Genomic DNA, 21,574 nt, shown 5'->3' with positions numbered 1-21,574 from the left:
GAAGGAGCCTGAATCCATGTCCCCCACCACGGACACCGACGTCATCATCTGCGGCACCGGCGCCGCCGGACTGACCCTCGCCCTCGACCTCGCCCGCAGGAACATCGCCTTCCTGCTGATCGACAAGGCGCCGCACCCGTTCGTCGGTTCGCGCGGCAAGGGCATCCAGCCCCGCAGCCAGGAGGTGTTCGAGGACCTCGGCGTGATCGACCGGATCGTCGCCTCCGGCGGTGAGTATCCCGTCCAGCGGATCTACACCGCCGACGGGCCCATCGACCAGGTCGGCGTGGAGATGTCGGAACCGACGCCCGAGGAGCCGTACCAAATACCCTTGCTCGTCCCGCAGTTCCGCACCGAGCGCCGACTGCGCGAACGCCTCGCCGAGCTGGGTCACGCCCCGCACTACGGCCACGAACTGGTCGGCTTCGACCAGGACGGCGACGGTGTGACCGCGCGCATCGCCACCCCGGACGGCGAACAGGCCGTACGCGCAAGGTACTTGATCGGTGCCGACGGCGGATCGAGCTTCGTCCGCAAGGCGCTCGGGATCGGCTTCCCCGGCAAGACCCTCGGCGTACGGGCGATCGTGGCCGACGTGTACGTGGACGGCGTCTCCACGGACGCCTGGCACCGTTGGGGCGAGGACACCGCCGGACAGGTGTCGATGTGCCCGCTCTACGGCACCGACATGTTCCAACTCCAGGCGCCCGTACCCTTCGACGTCGACCTGGACCTCTCGGCCGAAGGACTCACCGCCTTCTTCCGTGAACGCACCGGCCGTGACGACGTCGTGATCCGCTCCGTGTCCTGGGCGTCCGCGTTCCAGATGAACGCCCGGCTCGCCGACACCTACCGGCAGGGGCGCGTGTTCCTGACCGGGGACGCGGCACACTGCCACCCGCCGACCGGCGGACAGGGCCTCAACACCAGTGTCCAGGACGCCTACAACCTGGGCTGGAAGCTGGCCGCCGTGCTCGACGGCGCCCCGGAATCCCTGCTGGACACGTACGAGCAGGAACGCCGGCCCATCGCCGAAGCCGTCCTCGGTCTGTCCGAGAAGCTGCTCGAAGCGGCCAAGAACCGTGACATCCACCGGGGCCGCGAGGTCAGCCAGCTCGACCTCGGCTACCTGAACTCGCCCCTGTCGCTGCACACTTCGGCGCGCGACAAGGGCGTACTGGCCGGCGACCGCGCGCCCGACGCGCCCGTCACCGGCGCGGGCGGCCTCCCCACCCGCCTGTTCAGCCTGTTCCAAGGGCCGCACTGGACCCTCCTCGGCCACGACGTCGACGAGACCTCGGCCCCAACACCCCGCCCCGGCCTGCACATCCACACCATCGGCACCCGGGGCGACATCCTCGACAGCGGCGACCGCGTCCAGAACGCCTACGGACTGTCCGCCGAGCAGTGGGTGCTCGTCCGCCCGGACGGATACGTCGCCGCCGTGGTCGACACCGCCGAACTCCCCGCCGTAGCAGCCTATTTGGACACCGTCGGCGTCCGCACCCTCGCGGCGACGCGACCCACCACCACGGAAGCGAGCACCGACATGCCCACTGAGACCTCGTCCGACAGCACCGGCACTCCCCGCACCCGACGGGAGCACCGGCAGGCCCGGAGCGCCGCCGAGCAGCGGCTCGCCACCGCTCAGCGCGAACTCCACCAGCTCTCGCGCCAGGTCCAGCGTGATCTGCGCAGCGTCCGACGGCACGGCGAGACCACCGCCATCGTCGCCCGCTCGAACTTCGCCGAACTCGCGGTCAAGAGCATCAACCGGCTGACCGCCAACTTCCGCACCGACCGCACCGACCAGTAGAGCCGTCGCGCCCCGGTCGTCAGGAGGCGTCGAGCGCGTTCGTGATCGCCTTCACCCCGCCGTGCGCCGCGTACCCGCCGTCGACGGTGATCTCCGCGCCGTTGACGTACGACGCCTCGTCGGACAGCAGATAGACGACCAGCGGCGCCACCTCGTCGACCGTGCCCGCCCGGCCCTGCGGGGTCAGCGAGAGGTGGGCCTGGACGAACACCGGGTTCGCGGTCGCCATCAACGGGGTCTCGATGTAACCGGGGTGGATCACGTTCGTACGGATGCCGCGCGGGGCCAGTTCCAGCGCGGCCACCTTCGACAGGCCGCGCAGCGCCCACTTGCTCGCGGTGTACGCGACCGCGTGGTGCGCGGTGAGGCCCGCGACCGAACCGACGTTCACGATGGACGAACCGGCCGGCATCAGCGGGGCGAGGGCCTGGATGCCGAGCAGCGCGCCGGTCGTGTTGACCGCGAACGCCCGGTTCCAGTCGGCGAGTTCGACCGAACCGAGGCGGGCGCGCATGGGAATGCCGGCGTTGTTGACGAGCCCGTGCACCTCGGTGAGCGTGGCCGCGAGGGCAGTCCAGTCCTCCGGCGACGACACGTCCAGGTGCCGGTAGCGGACGTCCAGGCCGTCGCCCCGGAGTGACGCGGCGAGCTTCTCGCCCGCCTCGTCCAGGACGTCGGTCGCGATCACCGTCGCGCCCTCGCGGGCGGCGGCCGCGACCTCGGCGGCTCCCTGGCCCTGCGCGGCCCCGGTGACGACGACGGTACGACCGGCAAGGCGCGTGCGGCTCACGGTTCCTCCAGGGGGTGCGGGCTGTGTCCCGTCCACGCTAGGAAGCCGGGGTCAGCTCCGGAAACGCACGATCGGCATGGGTGGCATCCGCGTCGGCGATCTCGCGCACCACCGGGTCGTCCAGCGCCGCGGCCACCTTGCGGACCGTCTCCCGCAGCCAGCGGTGGGCCGGGTCCGCGTGCCGGTTGTGGTGCCAGTACATGGCCTCCACCAGCGGTACGTCCGGGAAGGGCGTCGGTACGACGGCACAGCGCGCGAAGCCCTCGTAGCGCCGGGCGAGCCGTTCGGGGACCACGGCGACCAGGTCGGTGCCGCCCACCAGGAACGGCAGCACGTTGAAGCCGGGCGTGCTGACCTGCACCCGGGGTGTGATGCCGAGGGTCTCCAACTGCCGGTCGGCGGGCGTGAGTTTGCCGATGAGGCACGCCGCGTGGGGCATCTCCGCGAGGTCGCGCAGCGAGAGCCGCCCGTCCACCAGGCGAGGGTTGTCCGGGTCGACGATGCACACGAACCGGTCGTGCATCACGGTCTCGCTGACGCCGGGCAGCTGATAGCCGAGCGGCACGATCATCAGGTCGTGGCAGCGGAGATGCGTCTCGGTCTCCAACTGCCCGATGACGATGGGGTGGAAGTCGATCCGGATGCCCGGGGCCTCCTGCGCCAGGGCCCGCAGAAGCGGTTCCATGAACACCGTCATGACGTAGTCGGACATCACGACCGAGAACCGCTGCCGACTGCGCGACGGATCGAAGTGCCTGGTCAGCGACAGCGCCTCCTCCGCCTTGTGCAGCGAGGACTGGACGACCGGCAGCAGCCGCTCGGCAAGCGGGGTCAGCTCGTACTCGCGGCCCACCCGCACCAGCAACTCGTCGTTGAAGTGCCGCCGCAACCGGGCCAGGGAGCCGCTCATCGCGGACTGGCTGGTGGACAGCCGCACCCCCGCGTGGGTGACGTTCTTCTCCTCCAGGAGGGCTTCCAGCGCCACCAGAAGATTCAGGTCGATTGCTCCCAGACCCATGCGTGTGTCCTTCCGGCCGCGTCGTTGAAGCTCGGTGGAACCGGAGCGTAACGACCGCCCTCCCGCCGAGGAAGGGGCCGGGGACCAAGTCACAGGGATCCGATAGCTGCCATCGGATCCCTGGATGTGTGCAGGTCGGAACGTTTTTCGGCGAATCTACGGCCGCGGGGTCCGGCCGCGCTTGCGGGCTCGCGGCAGGTACACGTCCGTACGGCCGGGCACGACCCGGTTGGAGAGGGTGCCGAGGCGCTCCACGGCGAGGGTCACCTCGTCGCCGGGCCGCAGCGGCGGCGGGGTGCGTTCGCCGACCCGGCCCCAGAACTCGGCCAGCGCGCCCCAGCCGCAGGTGCCCGAGCCGAGGATGTCGCCCGGTCGCACCCAGGCGTCCCGGGAGGCATAGGCGATCATCTCCTCGAAGGTCCAGGACACGTTGGCGAGGGTGTCGCGGCCGATCAGCTCGCCGTTGAGGGTGACCGTCATCTCCAGGTCCAGGAAGCCGTCCGGGTCGCGCCGGTCCTCGACCTCGTCGGGGGTGACCAGACAGGGGCCCAGCGTGTTCGCGAAGTCCTTGCCCTTGGAGAAACCGAGCCCGAGGTTCTTCTCCGGCTTCTGAAGATCGCGCGCCGACCAGTCGTTGAAGACCAGGTAGCCGACGATGTGCTCGCGTGCCTGCTCCGGCGTGAGATCACGCCCGCTGCGGCCGATGACGACACCGACCTCCAACTCGAAGTCCAGCACCGAACACCCCGCAGGGACCGGCACGTTGTCGTGAGCGCCGTACGCCGCGTGCGGGTTGGTGAAGTAGAAGTTGGGCGCCCGGTACCACTCCTCGGGCACGTGCTCCAGCCCGTCCAGCGACTTCGAGACCCCCTCGATGTGCGCCTCGAACCCGACGAAGTCCCGGATGGACGGCGGCTTGAGGGGAGGCAGCAACCGCACCTGATCCACCGTCAAGTCACTTGGCGCACGCAGCGCTTCGGTACCGGCCGCGTGCAGCACGTCCTGTTCCAGCAGGGTCAGTACGGTGATGCCCTCGGGCAGTGGATGGATCGTCCCGTCGCGGACGGCCCCGGCGCGCTCCACGCCCTCGTACTCGTATGTCGCGAAACGCATCGCTCACTGCTCCCAGTGGTTGGTGTTGGTGACGGTCCCCGTGCTGAGGTAGCCGGCGAAGAGACCCTTGGGGTCGTGGGCGGCCCGGATCTCCCGCAGCCGCCGCCACTGTTCGTCGCCCATGAACCTCAACTGCCGCACGGTGAAGTCGGAGTCGCCGAGGTACTGGCCGGCGGTCACCGGCTGCATGTCCGCCATCGCCCCGTCCAGCCAGGCGCGCAACTCCGCGTCCCGTGCCGGGTCGTCGTGGATGACGTACGCGGCGCAGTAGATCTCCGACTGCAACGAGAAGGCCATGTCGGGGAGTTGGCGCAGCGGGGCCATGGAGAACCAGATGGTGAAGGTCTGCCGGGTGGGCTGCTCGGTGAACGCCTTGCGGATCGCCGGTACGACCTCGTCGGCGGGGCCGGTCAGCCAGGCGTTGTCGACCAGGTAGCGGTGGCCCTCGGGGTTGGCGATGCGCTGACCCGCCAACTGTTCGGCGAACGTGGTCTGTTGGGCCTCCACGCGGAACAACGCCCGGTCCGCGTACGGGTTGGCGTGCAGCGGCGCGAGCGCCTCGGCGGCTTCGTCCGCGGTGTCGGTCATCGACACGCCCGTGACCAGCAGTACCGGTTCGTCCAGGTCGGGCGGTGTCTGGGTGAGCGCGACGATCTCGACCAGGTCCGAGACCGTGTGGTGCATGCCGTGCAGCCAGGTCATGACCTCGTCGAACAGGTCGAGCGGATAGGCGTGCACGGTGTGGCCCAGGTACTGCGGCAGTGGGCGCGTGCGCAGATGGAAGCGGGTGACGATGCCGAAGAAACCCGGGCCCGCGCCGCGCGCCGCCCAGAACAGATCGCTGTGGTGGTTGTCGTCCGCGCGCACCAACTCCCCCTCGGCGGTGACGACATCGAGCGCCACGATGTTCTCCGCCGCCCAGCCCCAGCCCCGCGCGTTCCAGCCCTGGCCGCCCTGGAGCAGGAAGCCACCGATGCCTACGGAGGGGCAGTGGCCGCCGTTGAAGAAGCGCCCGAACTCGCCTAGATACGGGTTGAGTTCGTCGCCGCCTTTCACGCTGGGGGTCGCCGTGACGATCCCGGTCCCCGGGTCGTACGCCATCTCGCGGAAGCCCCCGAGGTCGATCAACAGCGCGTCCTCACGCACCGACCACGCGGCCCAACTGTGCCCGCCGGAACGGACGGCGACCTGCCAGCCGCGTTCGAGGGCGAGCCGTACACCCTCCACCACGTCCTGCTCGGACTCGGCCATCAGGACGGCTGCCGGTGAACGGTCGGACGGGCGGCGGGCGTTGAAGACCCGGCCGAAGCACGCCGTCGCGAAGTCCTCGTCGTCGGGGAGGTGAAGGGTGCCGGAGAAGCGGTTCAGGTTCACTCGGAGGCTCACTTGATCGCGATCGGGTTGACAGGGGCGCCCACTGCGCCGGTCACCGGAATCGGCGCGGCGACCAGCAGGAACTCGAAGACTCCGTCGGCCGCGCAGTCCTGGGCCAGTGCCTCCAGGTCCCACATCTCGCCCAGCGGGAGGCCCATGTTGGGGATCGCTATCTGGTGCAGCGGGGACATCGCGGGCTGCGGGAACTCGTAGGGCCGTACCTCAAGTCCCCATGTGTCAGAGGCGATTGCCGCGATCTCCGTGCGGTGCAGCCAGCCGAGGGTGGTGAAGGAGAGGCCGGGCGCGTCACCGGCGGCGTAACCGCCCCACGCGCCGAGCCGTCGTACGCGGCCGAGTTGGCCGGTGCGGATCAGGACGAGGTCGCCGCGTCGTACGGAACTGGTGGCGCCCTGCGCCTCGATCGTGGTCCGGAGATGTTCCTCCAAGATGGGGAATCCGTCCGGGAGTTCGCCGTGTCCGTCGCCGACAGCTCGGCCCACGTCCAGGAGGACCCCGCGGCTGGTGAATGCCTCCTTCATGTGCTCGATGCCGGTGACCGAGTCGCCCTCGCCGTTGACGATGGTGCACGGACGGCCGTTCCACGCCTGCTTGTTGTCGTAGATGTGGCCCAGGCCGTCCCACTGGGTCGAGGCCTGCAAGGGCATCAGCACGTGGTCGTCGGCGCCGCCGAATCCGTGCGGGAAGCCCTGCGTGCCGGCCGCCGCGTCGGAGCCGGTGTCCCGCATGTAGTGGACCGGGTTGATACGGCCGCGGAAACCGCGCTGTGGGCCGGCCTCGTTGAACTCCTGCGCGAGGGAGAAGGCCCGCCCGCGACGCACCAGGCCGACCGCGTGGGCGCGGATCGCGTCGTCGATGAAGTTGAGCGTGCCGAGCACGTCGTCCTCGCCCCAGCGGCCCCAATTGCGGTAGGCGGAACGGGCCTTGGCGAGTTCTTCCTCGATCGGGCCGAGGGCGGCGGTGGTCATCGGGTACGTCCTTTCAGCAGCAGTTCGAGGGCGTTGTCCCCGGCGACGGCGGCCCGGTCGGCCGGGGTGAGGCCGACCGCGTCCAGACGGGTCACCGGGTCGTCGACGCCCATGTCGAAGGGGTGGTCGGTCCCGAGGACGACCCGGTCCGCGCCCACCGCCTCGACGAGATGGCGCAGCGCCCCCGGGGTATAGACGAGCGCGTCGAACCACATCCGGCGCAGATAGGCGCTCGGAGGCTCCAAGCAACCGCGAGCGTCTTCCCGCACGTGCCAGGCGTGGTCCGAACGGCCGATGTACGTCGGCAGATAGCCGCCGCCGTGCGCCGCCACCAACTTGAGGCGGGGGAAGCGGTCGAGGACACCGGTGAAGATGAGGTGCGAGAGCGCGACCGTCGTCTCCACCGGCTGACCGACCGTGTTTCCCAGGTAGTTGGTGGCCAGACGCTCGCCGAGGGAGCAGCCCCAGGGGTGCACGAACACGACCGCGCCCAGCTCCTCGGCCCGCTGCCACACCACGTCGTGCGCCGGGTCGGCCAGTTCGCGGCCGTCGACCGTCGTGGAGACGCTGATGCCGTACAGGCCATGGTCGTTGACGGCCTGGTCCAGCAACGCGACTGCGAGATCAGGGTGTTGGAGCGGGACGGTGCCGAGGCCGTACAGGCGGTCGGGTGCGGTGGCGCAGTGGGCGGCCACGGCCGCGTTGACCGTGCGGGCGAGGTTGATCGCGAGGTCCGGGTCCGCCCAGTAGTGGTGCATCGGCATCGGGCCGACGACCTGGATGTCGACGCCCATCGCGTCGAGATCCGCGAGGCGGGTGGTGACGTCCGTCAACTGGGTTGCCAGGAGGTGGAGTTGGGCGCGGTTGACGGCCAGGGACGCGGGGGAGTGGGCGCGCTGCTCGGCCGCGAGTTCGGCGGCGAGACCCGGGGTGCCCGCGACCAGGGCGTCGGCGGCGGGGACGGCGAGATGGCCGTGGAAGTCGACCACGGGCGAGCTGTTCACGCCGCCGCCGTCAGGGTGTCCAGGGTCTCCGACATGATGCGGGCCGGGTCGGCGCCGGGGGTGTCCGGGTGGATCTCCCAGTCGGCGAGCTGGAGGGAGTTCTCCAGGACCATCCGGACGCGGGGCAGCCGCCGGTCCATGAAGCGGTCCAGGGCCTTCTCGATCGGCTCGTCCGCCGTCACCAACTCCGCGAGCAGCACGGCGTCTTCCATGCACATCGCGGCGCCCTGCGCGATCAGCGGGGGACAGGCGTGCGCGGCGTCGCCGATGACCATCGCGCGGCCCCGGTGCCAGGGCTCGTCGACGAGGATCGCCTCGATCCAGCGGTAGTCGACCGCCGTGTCGTCGGGGAGCCGGGCGAGGATCCTGCCCCAAGTGCCGCCGTACCCGGCACCGCGCTCGCGCAGGAGGGTGAGGGACGCGCGGGGGCCGACCAGGGTGGTATCGAGGTTCTCGTCCAGGAGGTAGGCGTAGCACTGGTCGGGGGAGATCGGGCTGTAGCCGGCCTTGAAGCGGGGGCCGCCGTAGTACACCTCGGCGCAGTCCATCTCGGCCGGGCGGTCGGCGACGACCCGGAAGATCGACATGCCGACCGGGCGGGGCCTGGCGTCGATGCCGATCAGCGCGCGCATCGCCGAGTTGATACCGTCGGCGCCCACGACGAGGTCGTAGCGGCCGGTCGTACCGTCCGTGAAGACCACGTCCACGTGGTCGGGTGACCGGTCGAGCCGGTCCACGCTCAGCCCGAGGCGGACCCGCACGCCGTGTGCGCGCACCGCGTCGCACAGCGCGTCCTGGAGATCCGAGCGCAACGCCCCTGCTGTGGACGGCAGTTCGGGCCCGCCGGTGTGCGGAGTGTCCAACTCGATGATCAGCCCGCCGTCGGCGCGGCGGAGCCGCATGATGTCGAACGGCACCGCCCGGGCCAGCACCCGGTCCAGCACACCCACGGCACGCAGCGCCTTGAGCGCGTTGCCCTGAAGGGTGATGCCATGGCCCACACCGAACCACTGCGGAGAGATCTCAGCGAGCTCCACCTCGACGCCCCGCTGGGCGAGCGCGAGACACAGCACGCTTCCGGTGATGCCGCCGCCGACGACGAGCACCTTTTGTACGGGCATGGGCGATCCTTGCGAACGTAGACAGAGGTGGGGGTCAGCCCGAGAAGCGGGCGCCGAGTTCGTGGAAGTGCTCGACGGCCGGCGGCGTGGCGAAGAACGGTCCGACCAGGGCCCGCCAGCGGCCGAAGGCCTCGGACTCCCGGAAGCCGACCGTGTGCGCCTCGACCGACTCCCAGCCGACCAGCAGAAGGAAGGTCGACGGCCGCTCCGCACCGCGCAGCAGCTCGGCCCACCGGAACCCGTCGGCCTCGGCCAGCACCTCGCGGGCCTTGCCGAACACCTCCGCGAACTCCCGTTCCCGGCCCGCCTCGACGGTCAGCTCGGCATGCTCGACTATCACGTTCTTCTCCTCGGGCCTCTCCTCGGGAAAGCGGGTGCTCCGAGCCTGCGTGGGCGGTCGATGCACGGTCAACGGATCGAGGCATCGGCAAGGGGGACGTCATGCATCCCGCACGGCGATGGACCAGCGGTTCAGCCGTCCGGCGGGCCGGTGACGGCGCAGCGCTTCCGTGCCCGGTGGGCCGGTGATGGCAGGCATCGCGGATCGCCATTTCCGCCGCGTCCCGAGGCTGCCTAGCGTCGACGGCGAGCCCCCACCCGTACGAGGAGAGCGCCGTGCCCGATCAACTGCCCACCCACGCCGGACCGTTCGCGCTCGGCACGTTCGCCTCCGGTGCTTCCGGTGAGGCGGACTTCCCCGGCCTGGTCACCGGCGACCGCGTGCGCGACCTCTCCGACCTCGTGCCGTCGATCCGCGCGCTCGTCGAGGACTGGGACAGCTGGCTGCCGCGACTCGACGGCCTGGCCCGGTCCACCGAGGGCACCTGGCACGAGCTGGCCGTGCTGCGCGTCCTGACCCCGATCGAACCCGGCCAGATCCTCCAGAGCGGCGCCAACTACCGCAAGCACGTGGTCGATCTGGTCGCCGCCGAGAAGGAGAGCGTGCACGGCGCCACCCCTGAAGAGGCCCGCGCCGACGCCGAGTTGATGATGGACGAACGCGCCCGCAATGGGGTGCCGTACGTCTTCCTCGGCTCCCCGCGCGCGATCAGCGGCCCCTACGACGACATCATGCTCCCCGCGCTCGGCGAACAGCACGACTGGGAACTCGAACTCGCGCTCGTCATAGGGAAGTCGGGCAAGAACATCCGGGCCGAGGACGCGATGCGACACGTCGCCGGATACACGATCTCGAACGACCTCACCACCCGCGACCGCCTCTACCGGCCCGACCTCAAGGCCATCGGAACCGACTGGTTCACCGCGAAGAACGCCGACACCTTCCTGCCGACCGGTCCCTTCCTCGTACCGGCCGCCTTCGTCGGAGACCCGGGCGACCTGCGGATCACCCTGCGCCACAACGGAGTTGTCCGCCAGGACGAGTCGACGAAGGACATGATCTTCGACATCCCCCGGCTCATCGCGTACGTCTCCACGACCACCACCCTGCGCCCCGGCGACCTCCTGCTCACCGGTTCCCCGGCCGGCAACGGCGCGCACTGGGGTGTCTTCCTGAAGCCGGGCGACGTCGTCGAGTCCGAGATCACCGGCCTGGGCCACCAGCGCAACACCGTCAGGAGCGACGCATGAGCTTCCAGCCCATCACCCATCTGCGCCATGTCGACCTGGCCGTACCGGACTTCGCCCGCCAGCGCGCCTTCTACGGCACCACATGGGGCCTGACCGAGGTCGCCAACGACAGCGGTGTCGCCTTCTTCGCCGCAGAGGGCAGTCCCGAGCAGTACATCGTCCGTATCCGCGAGGACGAACGGAAGCGGATGGACCTCGTTGCCTTTGGCGCCGAATCACCGGCCGCCGTGGACGAGCTGCACGGGCGGCTGGGGAGGGCTGGAGTCCAACTCATCGGTGAGCCAGGCGTGTTGGACACCCCCGGCGGCGGCTACGGCTTCCGGTTCTTCGACCCGGACGGGCGGGTCGTCGAGGTATCGGCGGACGTCGAGACCCGCGCCCACCGGAAGATCGAGGAGCGTGAGGCCATCCCGGTCCGGCTCTCGCACTGCGTGGTCAACTCCCAGGACCCGGCAGGGCTGCGGGACTTCTACGTCCGGCACCTCGGGTTCCGGCTCACCGACACGCTGTACTCGACGCACATGGGCGACCTCATGTACTTCCTGCGGTGCAGCCCGCTGCACCACTCCTTCGCGATCGCTCGCGGCCCCCATGTCTCCCTGCACCACGCCTCGTTCGAGATGCGCGGGGTCGAGGAGTACATGCGCGGCACCGGACGGGCGTTGCGCGCGGGGACCCGGCTCACCTGGGGGCCCGGACGGCATCTCGCGGGTGACAACACCTTCTCGTACTTCCACGACCCGCACGGCAACACCGTCGAGTACACGACCGAACTCGCCGTCCTCGAAGAAGACTTGTGGCACCCGGGCCGCCATGACGTCGACGACCCGATCACCCAGGACCAGTGGGGCACCGCCGACCCGATGAGCGAGACGGTCGCCAAGGAGCAGTTCAACGACCCCGACGTGCTCTTCGAAGCGCCGCCCGTCTGACACCCCCGTCTCTCCTGTGTGGCACCTCCTCTGTCGCGAACCACCCGCAAGAAAGGCCGCAGTTGTGGCAACGATCCTGAAGCACGCCGTGCCCAAGTCAGAGGTGTCCGCCTCGCTCGCCCAGGTGCGTGAGACCGTGACCGGCGTCATCGCGGACATCCGTGAGCGCGGTGACGAGGCGGTGCGCGCCTACTCCGAGAAGTTCGACAAGTGGAGCCCCGACTCCTTCCGGCTGACGGACGAGGAGGTCGAGAAGATCGTCGCGTCGGTGCCGCAACAGGTCATCGACGACATCCGTTTCGTCCAGGAGCAGGTGCGCACCTTCGCGCGCCACCAGCTCGACTCCTTGCGGGAGTTCGAGGTGGAGACCCTGCCGGGAGTGAAGCTCGGGCAGAAGCACATCCCGGTGCAGGCGGCGGGCGCGTACATCCCCGGTGGCCGCTACCCGCTCACCGCCTCCGCCCACATGACCATCGTCACCGCCAAGGTCGCGGGCGTCCCCCGGGTCGTCGCCTGCACGCCGCCCATCCACGGGGAGATCCCGGCCGCCACCGTCGCCGCGATGCATCTCGCCGGCGCCGACGAGATCTGGCTGCTCGGCGGGGTGCAGGCCGTGGCCGCCATGTCCGTCGGCACCGACACGATGCGGCCCGTCAACCTGATCGCCGGGCCCGGCAACGCCTATGTCGCCGAAGCCAAGCGGCAGTTGTTCGGGGAGATCGGCATCGACCTGTTCGCCGGGCCGACCGAGATCCTGGTACTCGCCGACGACGAGGCGGACCCGTTCGTGTGTGCCGTAGACCTGCTTTCGCAGGCTGAGCACGGGCCCGACTCCCCGGCCGTCCTCATCACCACCTCCCGCGAGGTCGCCGAGAAGACCATCGCCGAGGTGGAACGTCTCCTGCCCGGCATGCCCACCCGCGACTTCGCCGAGCCCGCGTGGCGCGACCACGGACAGGTCCATGTCGTCGACACCCTCGACGAGTTGTACGCCCTCGCCGACGAGTTCGCCTTCGAGCACGTGGAGGTGCTGACCGCCGAACCGCGCCTCGCGCTGGAGCGGATGACCCAGTACGGCGCCCTGTTCCTCGGCGAGGGCACCTGTGTGTCGTTCGGCGACAAGGTCATCGGCACGAACCATGTGCTGCCCACACGTGGTGCCGCGCGCTACACCGGCGGCCTGTGGGTGGGGAAGTACCTCAAGACGGTGACCTATCAGGAGGTCACCGACACCGACTCCCAGGCGCTGCTCGGCCGGTTGTGCGGACGGGCGGCCCGCGTCGAGCTGTTCGAGGGACATGCGCGTTCAGGTGACGTACGGGCTGCGAAGGCCGCCGGTGACGAGCTGCCCTGGAACACCCCGTGACCCTGGAAGGCCGTACGGCACTCGTCACCGGCGGCGGGGGACCGTTGGGCCGCGCGTTCGCGCTGGCCCTCGCGGACGCCGGTGCCCGGGTGATCCTCGTCGGTCGCAACGAGGCGGCGCTCGCGGAGGCGGCGGCACGGGTGGTGAAGGACGGCGGACAGGCTCGCACGGCCTCCTGCGATGTCTCCGATCCACTTGCTGTCCGTGCCCTGGTCGGCGAACTCGCCGACGAGGACGTGTCGTTGCTCGTCAACAACGCCGGAGTCGCCGGTCCCGTACGGCCGTTGGTCGACATCGAGCCGGACGAGTGGGACGACGTGTTCGCCGCCAACGTCCGGGGCGTCTATCTGATGTGCCGGGCCTTCCTGCCGCCGATGCTCGCGGCCGGGCGCGGTGACATCGTCAACGTGGCCTCGGTCAGCGGGAAGCGCCCGCTGCTCAACCGGACGCCGTACACCGCCTCCAAGATGGCGCTGCTCGGCCTGACCCGGACGCTCGCCGGGGAGGTCGGCCCGCAGGGGATCGCGGTCAACTCCCTTTCCCCGGGCCCGGTTCGGGGCCCGCGCATGGACCGCAACTTCCGGCTCACCGCCGAGCTGACCGGCTGCACGGTCGCCGAGGCCGAGCGCGACTTCGCCTCTCGGGCAGCGCTCGGCCGGCTCGTCGAGGAGCACGAGGTCGCGCAGGCGCTCGTGGCGATGCTCGCGATGCCCGGCCTGTGCGGGGCCGACATCGACCTGTCGGCAGGGATGATCGCCCCGGCGTAGCGGCGAATCGCGGGCGAAACGGTGAGGTGGACGACCGGCAAGTCGCCCGCCTCACCGGCGTGTTCAGGTTCGGCCGCCCGCTATGACGACTCTGTGTGACCGCCATGAAATGGTCGGCGTGATCCGAGGCATCGGACTCCCGTATGTGTGTGCCACCCGCCTGTTCCCTTGTTCCCAGGGCTGATTCACTCCCTCGTGCGCACCTTCGGTGCCTCCGCCGGGCCCGTCCGCATCCCGCGTTCGACGGCCGGCCGGTCACACTGCGCGACGGCGCATCGATCCCTGGGAAGGCAAGCAATGACGCTGATCACCCGACGCTCGGTCCTGATCGCCGGTACCGCCACGGCCGGCGCCGTACTGGTGCCGGCGGTCTCCGCCACCGCCGCGCCGACGGCCCTCAAGTCCCCGAAGACCACGCGGACGTCGGGCACGCGGATCTCGGTCGCATCCGGTGAGACGTACACGGTCTCCGCGACCACCCGCGTGAGCGAGCTGTCGATCGCCGACGGCGGCAAGATCGTCGCCCCGGACGGCTCCAGTCTCTCCCTGACCGTCGACGGAGTGGAGACCGGCCAACTGCTCACCGCCACCGGGGGAACGGCCACCCTGGTCCAGGCAGGCACCTACCGGGGCGATGTCGTCCTGACCGTCACAGCGGCCAACGAGGTGACGTACGAGACGCTCACCTTCCCCTTCCGGCAGGCGGTCTACGTCGACGGCGACGGTGTGGTCAAGGACAAGTCCGTCCTCGCGGCCGTCCTCGGCGGCAAGCTGACCGACGCCTACGCCAAGAACGTGTCGATCACCTCGACCGGCGAGTGCTTCGACGGCGTGTACGTCCAGGACGCCATCTACACACTCGACCGGCCTTCCATATCCCTTACGGGCAACGGCCGTTGTGACTTCGCGGGCTACGGCGCCGCCGTCGTCGGCGACGGTTCCGCGACCACGCTCGTCGTGGACGGCGCCCGGATCGACAACAAGGGCGTCGTCCGCACCGCCGTCATCGCCAACGACGGCGCCAACGTCATCGTCAAGGACTCCGTCCTCCGCGCCCGCAACGGCGTCCTGCCCGCCGACTACCAAGCCACCGTGGAAACCCCGTACATGGAGTCCGTGCCCTGGATGCTCGGCCTCGACGGCAACGTCCGCGCCACCAACCTCATCGGCAAGAACAGCAAGGCCACCTACCTCAACTCGACCGTGTTCTCGGAGACTTGGGGCGCCCTGTCGGTCGAGGGCGGCAGCGGGCTCAAACTGACCGCGATCAACAGCCACTTCGGCAACACGGGGGAGTACGGCTACGGCACCTACGCCATCGGCGACGCCACCGTGCGGGTGCTCGGCTCCCGGCTCGACGTCGGCAGCTACGCGACCATCATCGCGGGCCCGGCGGCAGTCGTGCACTACGGCGACAGCACCAGGGCCGCCGTCTCCGCGCTCAACACGGAGCTGGAACTCGGGCTGTCCAAAGCCGAGTTGGCGTCGATCCCGGTGCGCAACACCGTCGTGAACTCCGGGCACTTCGGCTACATGTTCTTCGGCGCCGGCCAACTCACCCTCGACGGCGGCACGGTGATCAACTCCGACCGGGCGACCTTCCTCAACAAGGGCCAGCAGACCACGATCAGCGTCGACGGCTCACAGGGCGCCCGGCTCAACCCGCGCGACGGGATCATCCTCCAGATGATCGAGCTGGACGACCCGGGCCCGGTCAACGTCAACGGCAAGATGATGAACATCGGCGTCTACACCGAGCCCACCGGCGACCCGGCGAAGGACGCGAGCTTCGACCCGACCGCCGTGCACGCCACGGACGGTGCCGCCACCTTCAACTCCATTGAAGTGAAGGGCGACTTCTACAACGGCATGCGCACGGGCAAGAACATGGTCCTCACCTTCGAGAGCGCGAGTGTCGAGGGGATCATCTCGGCGACGAAGGCCAAGCATCGCGTCTCCAGCATCGACGCCTCGACCTTCTACGAGCTCGGCATCGTCACCAACACCGCGCAGGCCGCCGTCAACAACGGCGCGATCGTGCGGCTGGACAGCGGCTCGACGTGGACGGTCACCGGCACCTCGTACCTGACCCGGCTCGCGCTCGCCGCCGACGCGACCGTCAAGGCGCCCCGGGGCAAGCGGGTCACGCTGACGGTCGACGGGACGGCCACGGCCATCACGCCGGGCCGGACCTACACGGGCGCGCTCACGCTGACCGTGGCGTGAGCGACGGCGGAGGCGCGCCGCTCGGGGCTCAGGCACCGGGCCTCACGCGAGCCGCGCCTCCGCCTCCTTCGCGATCTGCTCGAACTGCGCGCCCATGGCCGCCTGGAGGGCCTGCGCCCCCGACAACGGCCGCACCATGACCGTCAGTTCGTCGATCAGGCCCTCCTCATTGACATGGATGAAGTCGCAGCCGGTCAGCTCCCGGTCGCCGACCCGCGCGGCGAACATCAGCGCGCTGTCGCTGCCGTCCGGGTCGCCGATCTCCCGGACGTACCGGAAGTCCTCGAAGACCCGCGCCACCCCGTGCAGGATGGCCGCGGTGATCACCTTGCCCGGGTACGGCTTGAACACGACCGGGCTGGTGAAGACCACGTCCTGGGCCAGCAGCGCCTCGACGGCGTCCATGTCCTGCGCCTCGACCGCCTCACGGAACGCTCGCATCGGCTCACCTCATAGTCAATTAGTTGAGTAGGTGTGGATGAGACTAATCAACGGCTGTTAGCGTGTCCACATGTCCCTCAAGTACGCGGTCCTCGCGGCCCTCCTGGAAGGCGAGGCCTCGGGCTACGAGCTGGCGAAGGTGTTCGACGTGTCGCTGGCGAACTTCTGGCCCGCGACACCGCAGCAGCTCTACCGCGAACTGGAGCGCCTCGCGCAGGACGGACTGATCGAGGCACGGGTCGTACAGCAGGAACGCAGGCCCAACAAAAGGATGTTCACGCTCACCGAGGCCGGCCGCCGCGACCTGGACACCTTCGCCGCCGAGCCGCCCCGGCGTCCGACCGCCATCCGCGACGAACTCCTCATCAAGATCCAGGCCATGGACGGCACCGACCCCGCCGTCACCCGCGAACTGATCGAGGAACGCAGGTCGTGGTCGCGCGGCAAGCTCGACCGCTACGAGCGCGTCCGGGACCGACTCCTCGCCGGCCGGACCGAGGAGGAGTATCTCCGGGACGCCGAGCGCGTCGGGCCGTATCTCACGCTCATGGCCGGGATCACCTTCGAGGAGGAGAACCTGCGCTGGTGCGAGCGCGTTCTCGTGATCCTGAAGCAGCGGGTTGCCCTAGGCTGACCCGGATGTTCAGCCCCGAAGGCCCCAGTCTGCGCGAACTCGCCGTCCAGGCCCTGTCGTCCGTCGAGCACGGCTACGACCTCCTCGCGCCCAAGTTCGACCACACCCCGTTCCGCACACCGGCCCCGCTGCTCGACGCGGTCGCCACGACGCTGCGCCGCATCGGCCCCTTCGACGACGGACTCGACCTGTGCTGCGGCACCGGCGCGGGCGTCGACGTGCTGGCGAAGGTGTGCCAAGTGAGCATCACCGGCGTCGACTTCAGCGCCGGCATGCTCGACGTCGCGAGGGCGCGCCCCCGGGCCGTAGGTCCGCGTGTCTCGTGGGTGCGCGGCGACGCCCGTGCCCTGCCGTTCGCGCCCGCCTTCGATCTGGCGGTGAGCTTCGGGGCGTTCGGGCACTTCCTGCCCCGCGAGCTGCCGGGGCTGTTCGAGCAGGTCCACTCCGTGCTGCGGCCCGGCGGCTGCTTCGCCTTCCCCGTTCTCGCGCCGCCCCGCTCGACCTCCCCCGCGTACTGGATGCTGTCCGGCTTCGACGCGGTGATGAAGGTGCGCAACGCCGTCTGGCGACCGCCGTTCGTCATGTACTACCGGGACTTCCAACTCGGGTTCGTGCGACCGGAGTTGGAGCGGGCCGGATTCGACGTCGATCTCCACGCCCTGCCCGAGTTCGGGCGCCGGGGCGACGGCAGCCCCCGGGTGCGGATGGTCGTGGCGCGGCGCCGGTGATCTCGCCATTGTCCCGGCTTGGACGATCTCCTACGCTGAACGGTGTGGGGGCCAGAGTGCTGTCCGGGAACGGAGTTGTGCATGCTCAGCAAGGGTGAAGCCGGCGAGGCCGTCCGCCAGGCGAAGGTGAAGACCGGTGTCACATGGGCCCAGTTGGCGGAGGCCGTGGGCCGACCGCTCGCGTGGACCACGGCGGCCCTCCTGGGCCAGCACCCCATGAGCAAGGACGAGGCGACCACCGCCGCCGCCCTCCTCGAACTCGGCGAGGACGCGGTCACCGCCTTCCAACTCCAGCCCACCCGGGGCGCGTTGGACGCGGCCGTACCCGTCGACCCCACGATCTACCGGCTCTACGAGGTCGTCCAGGTCTACGGCCCCACCATCAAGGAACTGATCCACGAGCAGTGCGGCGACGGCATCATGAGCGCCATCAACTTCCGTCTCGACGTGACCCGCGTGCCCGACCCCGCCGGTGACCGGGTCGTCATCACCCTCGACGGCAAGTATCTGCAGTACCAGTGGGAGTGACCGGGGCCCGAACTCACCGATGCGGCTTGGTGGTTGCGGTCAGCGGCGGCTCCGGCCGGAGTTGAGCCGGGCCGCCTGGCGGGTGAGATGGTCGCGCTCGGCGAGGTTGGGTGCCTTGCGCGCGGCCTCCGCGTACAGCCGGGCCGCCGTCTTCAGGTCGCCGTCGCGTTCGTGGAGGTAGGCCGCCACCGCGGTGTACCGGGGCAGCGAGTCGTCCAGCGGAGCGAGCGCGGCCAGGCCTGCGCGTGGGCCGTCCGCCTCGCCCACGGCGACCGCGCGGTTGAGGAGCACGACCGGGTTGTCGGTCAGGCGCACGAGTTCGTCGTACCACTCGACGATCTGCACCCAGTCCGTCTCCTCGGCGGTGGGCGCGTCCGCGTGCAGGGCCGCGATCGCCGCCTGCGCCTGGAACTCGCCCAACCGGTCGCGGGCGAGGGCGACTTGGAGGATCGCGACGCCCTCGGCGATAGCCGAGGTGTCCCACCGCGTGCGGTCCTGCTCGGCGAGCGGGACGAGGCTGCCGTCGGGCGCGGTCCGGGCGGCGCGCCGGGCATGGTGCAGCAGCATGAGCGCGAGCAGGCCCGCGACCTCGGGGTGGTCGATCGCGGCGGCGAGTTGCCGGGTGAGCCGGATCGCCTCGGCGGCGAGGTCGACGTCACCGGAGTAGCCCTCGTTGAAGACCAGGTAGAGCACGCGCAGCACGGTCGCGACATCGCCGGGCTGGTCGAACCGCACCCCGGAGACGGTGCGCTTGGCCCGGCTGATCCGCTGCGCCATCGTCGCCTCGGGCACGAGACAGGCCTGCGCGATCTGCCGGGTGGTGAGCCCGCCGACGGCGCGCAACGTCAGCGCGACCGCCGATGACGGCGTCAACGACGGGTGGGCGCACAGGAAGTAGAGCTGGAGCGTGTCGTCCGCCGCGGGCGCGGGGCCGGGCGCCGGCTCCTCGTCGAGCCGGTCCTCACGTCTACGGCGGGCGGTGTCCGCCCGCGTCGCGTCGAGGAACCGCCGCCAGGCCACGGTGACCAGCCAGCCCTTCGGATCCCGCGGCGGATCGTCCGGCCAGACCCGCACCGCCTCGACCAGCGCCTCCTGTACGGCGTCCTCGGCCGCCGCGAAGTCTGCTCCGCGGCGGACGAGGATGCCGAGCACACTCGGCGTGAGGCTCCTCAGCAGGACCTCGTTCACTTGAAAGCGCACTCCGTGGTGGTGGAGTGCACGCCCAGGAACGGCCGCAGCTCCAGCCACTCGTGGATCGGCTTGCCGCCGGCCCCCGGGGCGGCCGACAGCTCACCGGCCAGCTCCACCGCGCGCTCGTAGGTGTCGACGTCGATCACCATCCAGCCGGCGATGACGTCCTTGGTCTCGGCGAACGGGCCGTCGGTGACCGGCGGGCGTCCCTCGCCGTCGTAGCGGACGAAGGTCCCCTCGGGGGAGAGCGCCTGGCTGTCGACGAACTCTCCGGTCTTCTCCAGCCGGGCCGCGAAGTCGTTCATGTACTGCACGTGGGCGGAGATCTCCTCGGGCGTCCACTGGTCCATGGGAACGTCGTTCACGGCGGCGGGGGCGCCGCGGTAGTGCTTCAGGAGCAGGTACTTGGCCATCGTCGTTCTCCTCGGTGCTGGTGCGACCCATTGTGGTCGCGTTCACCTCGGGGACGGAGCCGGGCGCGGGTTCTCGACATCGACGGCGGATTTTCTTCGCCGCGAGTTTCACGAAGGGGGAGGGAGGGCGGAAAGGGAGGCGTACTCACTCCTCTTCCCTTCTTAACGTATAGCGCACCGGGGGGCTTGCGGCAAGGCCCCCGTCGTGCCGCAGAATGTCCGGCCTGAGGGCATGACCTGCGGAAACGGGAGTCGCGGAATGCGTGTGTTGTTGACGACGTGGGGATCGCGCGGGGATGTCGAACCCATCGCGGGACTCGCCGCCCGACTGGTGGAACTCGGCGCGGAGGTAAGCGTCGCCGCCCCGCCGGACGAGGAGTTCGTGGAACTGCTGGACAGGGCCGGTGTGCCGCTGGTGCCGCTCGGCCCGACAGTGCGCTCGGTGGTGACCGGGGCAAGGCCGCCGTCGGCGGCGACCGCGTTTCAGCTCGCGCCCGAGCTGGTCGCCGCCCGGTACGAGACGCTGCTGCCGGCGGCCGAGGGGTGCGACGTGCTGCTGGCGAGCGGCCTGATGCCGACCGGTGCCCGCTCGGTGGCCGAGAAACTGGGCATCCGCTACGTGTTTGCCTGCTTCCACACGGCCGGGCTGCCCTCGTCGAAGCACCGGCCGCTGGCGCGGCCAGGCCATCAGTCCTCGCCGGACGAGACCGACATCAAGGTGCTGTGGGACGAGGACGCCCAGCGCGTGAACGCCCTCTACCGCGAGGCCGAGAACCGGCACCGGGCGGCGATCGGCCTGCCGCCGGTGGACAACGTCCGCGACCACGCGTTCACCGAGCGGCCGTGGCTGGCCTCGGACCCGGACCTGTTCCCGTGGCAGGATCAGACGGATCTCGACCTCGTGGTGACCGGACCGTGGATCCTGCCCGACGAGCGGCCGCTCCCGGCGGACCTGGAGGCGTTCCTGACGGCGGGCGAGCCACCGGTGTACGTGGGCTTCGGCAGCATGGCACTGCGTACCTCGCCCGACATGGCCCGGGACGCCGTCGAAGCGGTGCGGGCGCAGGGCCGACGTGTCGTTCTCGCCCGCGGTTGGGCGGGGCTGGCTCCGGTCGACGATCGGGACGACTGCTTCGTCGTGGGCGAGGTCAATCACCAGGCGCTGTTCGGCAGGGTGGCCACGGTCGTACACCACGGCGGTGCGGGCACCACGACGGCGGCCACGCTGTCCGGAGTGCCTCAGGTGGTCGTGCCGCAGATCGTGGACCAGCCATACTGGGCGGCGCGGGTGGCCGAGCTGGGCATCGGTGTGGCGCACGACGGTCCGACGCCGACCTACGACTCCCTGTCGGCCGCGCTCACCACCGTCCTGGCCCCCGAGATCCGGACCCGGGCACGGAGAGTGGCCGGCCTGCTCCGCACCGACGGGACGACAGTGGCCGCGAAGATGCTCCTCGACACGGTCGGCGGGGAAGGCAGGTCCACGCACGCGTGACCCTGCCGAACCGAGCACACGAGAAACCGCACGCACCGGTC

At 70.2% G+C, this 21,574-nt stretch carries 21 protein-coding genes; 10 read left to right on the top strand and 11 right to left on the bottom strand.

Annotation, left to right across the window (positions count from 1 at the left end):
- The first annotated feature begins 16 nt into the window (after positions 1 to 16).
- Positions 17 to 1,816, top strand: coding sequence for an FAD-dependent oxidoreductase (locus ACIBK4_RS37965; RefSeq protein WP_399002473.1), 1,800 nt, complete (start codon positions 17 to 19; stop codon positions 1,814 to 1,816).
- A gap of 19 nt (positions 1,817 to 1,835) precedes the next feature.
- Here ACIBK4_RS37965 and ACIBK4_RS37960 read toward each other — a convergent pair whose 3' ends face one another.
- From ACIBK4_RS37960 to ACIBK4_RS37925, 8 genes are all read right to left on the bottom strand, one after another.
- Positions 1,836 to 2,606: an SDR family NAD(P)-dependent oxidoreductase gene (locus ACIBK4_RS37960; protein ID WP_399002471.1), complete on the bottom strand. Its 771-nt coding sequence runs from the start codon at positions 2,604 to 2,606 to the stop codon at positions 1,836 to 1,838.
- Between the two features lie 37 nt (positions 2,607 to 2,643).
- Positions 2,644 to 3,624: a LysR family transcriptional regulator gene (locus ACIBK4_RS37955; RefSeq protein WP_399002469.1), complete on the bottom strand. Its 981-nt coding sequence runs from the start codon at positions 3,622 to 3,624 to the stop codon at positions 2,644 to 2,646.
- A 156-nt stretch (positions 3,625 to 3,780) separates the two neighbouring features.
- Entirely contained in the window at positions 3,781 to 4,737 is a 957-nt protein-coding gene (locus ACIBK4_RS37950; protein WP_399002467.1) for a fumarylacetoacetate hydrolase family protein, read from the bottom strand.
- A gap of 3 nt (positions 4,738 to 4,740) precedes the next feature.
- The gene (locus tag ACIBK4_RS37945) at positions 4,741 to 6,111 is read right to left on the bottom strand and encodes an FAD-binding oxidoreductase (RefSeq protein WP_399002929.1); all 1,371 of its coding nucleotides are present in this window, start codon (positions 6,109 to 6,111) and stop codon (positions 4,741 to 4,743) included.
- 8 nt (positions 6,112 to 6,119) lie between these two features.
- Positions 6,120 to 7,097, bottom strand: a complete 978-nt coding sequence (locus tag ACIBK4_RS37940) for a cyclase family protein (RefSeq protein ID WP_399002465.1) — start codon at positions 7,095 to 7,097, stop codon at positions 6,120 to 6,122.
- On the bottom strand, positions 7,094 to 8,101 hold the full coding sequence (locus ACIBK4_RS37935) for an amidohydrolase family protein (RefSeq protein ID WP_399002463.1): 1,008 nt from the start codon (positions 8,099 to 8,101) through the stop codon (positions 7,094 to 7,096). Before ACIBK4_RS37935 ends, ACIBK4_RS37940 begins: the two co-directional genes overlap by 4 nt.
- Positions 8,098 to 9,222: an FAD-dependent monooxygenase gene (locus ACIBK4_RS37930; RefSeq protein WP_399002461.1), complete on the bottom strand. Its 1,125-nt coding sequence runs from the start codon at positions 9,220 to 9,222 to the stop codon at positions 8,098 to 8,100. Before ACIBK4_RS37930 ends, ACIBK4_RS37935 begins: the two co-directional genes overlap by 4 nt.
- 34 nt (positions 9,223 to 9,256) lie before the next feature.
- Entirely contained in the window at positions 9,257 to 9,562 is a 306-nt protein-coding gene (locus tag ACIBK4_RS37925) for an antibiotic biosynthesis monooxygenase family protein (RefSeq protein ID WP_399002459.1), read from the bottom strand.
- Between the two features lie 275 nt (positions 9,563 to 9,837).
- Here ACIBK4_RS37925 and ACIBK4_RS37920 point away from each other — a divergent pair, with 275 nt between their 5' ends.
- The 5 genes from ACIBK4_RS37920 (at position 9,838) to ACIBK4_RS37900 (ending at position 16,103) form a co-directional block, all read left to right on the top strand.
- Positions 9,838 to 10,812 (top strand): fumarylacetoacetate hydrolase family protein, encoded by a 975-nt coding sequence (locus tag ACIBK4_RS37920; RefSeq protein WP_399002457.1) that lies wholly within the window; start codon positions 9,838 to 9,840, stop codon positions 10,810 to 10,812.
- Positions 10,809 to 11,744: a VOC family protein gene (locus tag ACIBK4_RS37915; RefSeq protein WP_399002455.1), complete on the top strand. Its 936-nt coding sequence runs from the start codon at positions 10,809 to 10,811 to the stop codon at positions 11,742 to 11,744. Before ACIBK4_RS37920 ends, ACIBK4_RS37915 begins: the two co-directional genes overlap by 4 nt.
- Before the next feature lie 64 nt (positions 11,745 to 11,808).
- Positions 11,809 to 13,110 carry a histidinol dehydrogenase gene (gene hisD / locus ACIBK4_RS37910; RefSeq protein WP_399002453.1) on the top strand — a complete coding sequence of 434 codons (1,302 nt, stop codon included), beginning with the start codon at positions 11,809 to 11,811 and terminating at the stop codon, positions 13,108 to 13,110.
- On the top strand, positions 13,107 to 13,877 hold the full coding sequence (locus ACIBK4_RS37905; RefSeq protein ID WP_399002451.1) for an SDR family NAD(P)-dependent oxidoreductase: 771 nt from the start codon (positions 13,107 to 13,109) through the stop codon (positions 13,875 to 13,877). The genes hisD and ACIBK4_RS37905 overlap by 4 nt, the downstream gene beginning before the upstream one ends.
- A gap of 297 nt (positions 13,878 to 14,174) precedes the next feature.
- Complete coding sequence (locus ACIBK4_RS37900) at positions 14,175 to 16,103, top strand: hypothetical protein (protein WP_399002449.1); 1,929 nt, start codon at positions 14,175 to 14,177, stop codon at positions 16,101 to 16,103.
- Between the two features lie 42 nt (positions 16,104 to 16,145).
- On the opposite strand, the gene ACIBK4_RS37895 is transcribed toward ACIBK4_RS37900, so the two are convergent.
- Positions 16,146 to 16,544 carry a nuclear transport factor 2 family protein gene (locus ACIBK4_RS37895; RefSeq protein WP_399002447.1) on the bottom strand — a complete coding sequence of 133 codons (399 nt, stop codon included), beginning with the start codon at positions 16,542 to 16,544 and terminating at the stop codon, positions 16,146 to 16,148.
- Positions 16,545 to 16,614: 70 nt separating this feature from the next.
- On the opposite strand from ACIBK4_RS37895, the gene ACIBK4_RS37890 reads away from it, so the two are divergent.
- The 3 genes from ACIBK4_RS37890 (at position 16,615) to cynS (ending at position 18,434) form a co-directional block, all read left to right on the top strand.
- A complete protein-coding gene (locus ACIBK4_RS37890) occupies positions 16,615 to 17,178 on the top strand; it encodes a PadR family transcriptional regulator (protein ID WP_399002445.1) in 564 nt (187 codons plus the stop codon).
- Positions 17,179 to 17,183: 5 nt separating this feature from the next.
- A complete protein-coding gene (locus tag ACIBK4_RS37885) occupies positions 17,184 to 17,906 on the top strand; it encodes a class I SAM-dependent methyltransferase (protein ID WP_399002443.1) in 723 nt (240 codons plus the stop codon).
- 81 nt (positions 17,907 to 17,987) lie between these two features.
- A complete protein-coding gene (gene cynS / locus ACIBK4_RS37880) occupies positions 17,988 to 18,434 on the top strand; it encodes a cyanase (RefSeq protein WP_399002441.1) in 447 nt (148 codons plus the stop codon).
- Between the two features lie 39 nt (positions 18,435 to 18,473).
- On the opposite strand, the gene ACIBK4_RS37875 is transcribed toward cynS, so the two are convergent.
- Together ACIBK4_RS37875 and ACIBK4_RS37870 are read right to left on the bottom strand one after the other, a co-directional pair.
- The gene (locus tag ACIBK4_RS37875) at positions 18,474 to 19,622 is read right to left on the bottom strand and encodes an RNA polymerase sigma factor (RefSeq protein WP_399002439.1); all 1,149 of its coding nucleotides are present in this window, start codon (positions 19,620 to 19,622) and stop codon (positions 18,474 to 18,476) included.
- Complete coding sequence (locus ACIBK4_RS37870) at positions 19,619 to 20,038, bottom strand: YciI family protein (RefSeq protein WP_399002436.1); 420 nt, start codon at positions 20,036 to 20,038, stop codon at positions 19,619 to 19,621. The genes ACIBK4_RS37875 and ACIBK4_RS37870 overlap by 4 nt, the downstream gene beginning before the upstream one ends.
- Positions 20,039 to 20,297: 259 nt before the next feature.
- On the opposite strand from ACIBK4_RS37870, the gene ACIBK4_RS37865 reads away from it, so the two are divergent.
- On the top strand, positions 20,298 to 21,533 hold the full coding sequence (locus ACIBK4_RS37865; RefSeq protein ID WP_399002434.1) for a glycosyltransferase: 1,236 nt from the start codon (positions 20,298 to 20,300) through the stop codon (positions 21,531 to 21,533).
- The last annotated feature ends 41 nt before the right edge of the window (positions 21,534 to 21,574 follow it).

The sequence above is a fragment of the Streptomyces sp. NPDC050528 genome, assembly GCF_044457795.1.
Lineage (GTDB): Bacteria > Actinomycetota > Actinomycetes > Streptomycetales > Streptomycetaceae > Streptomyces.
This window is presented reverse-complemented; position numbering and strand designations above follow the sequence as displayed.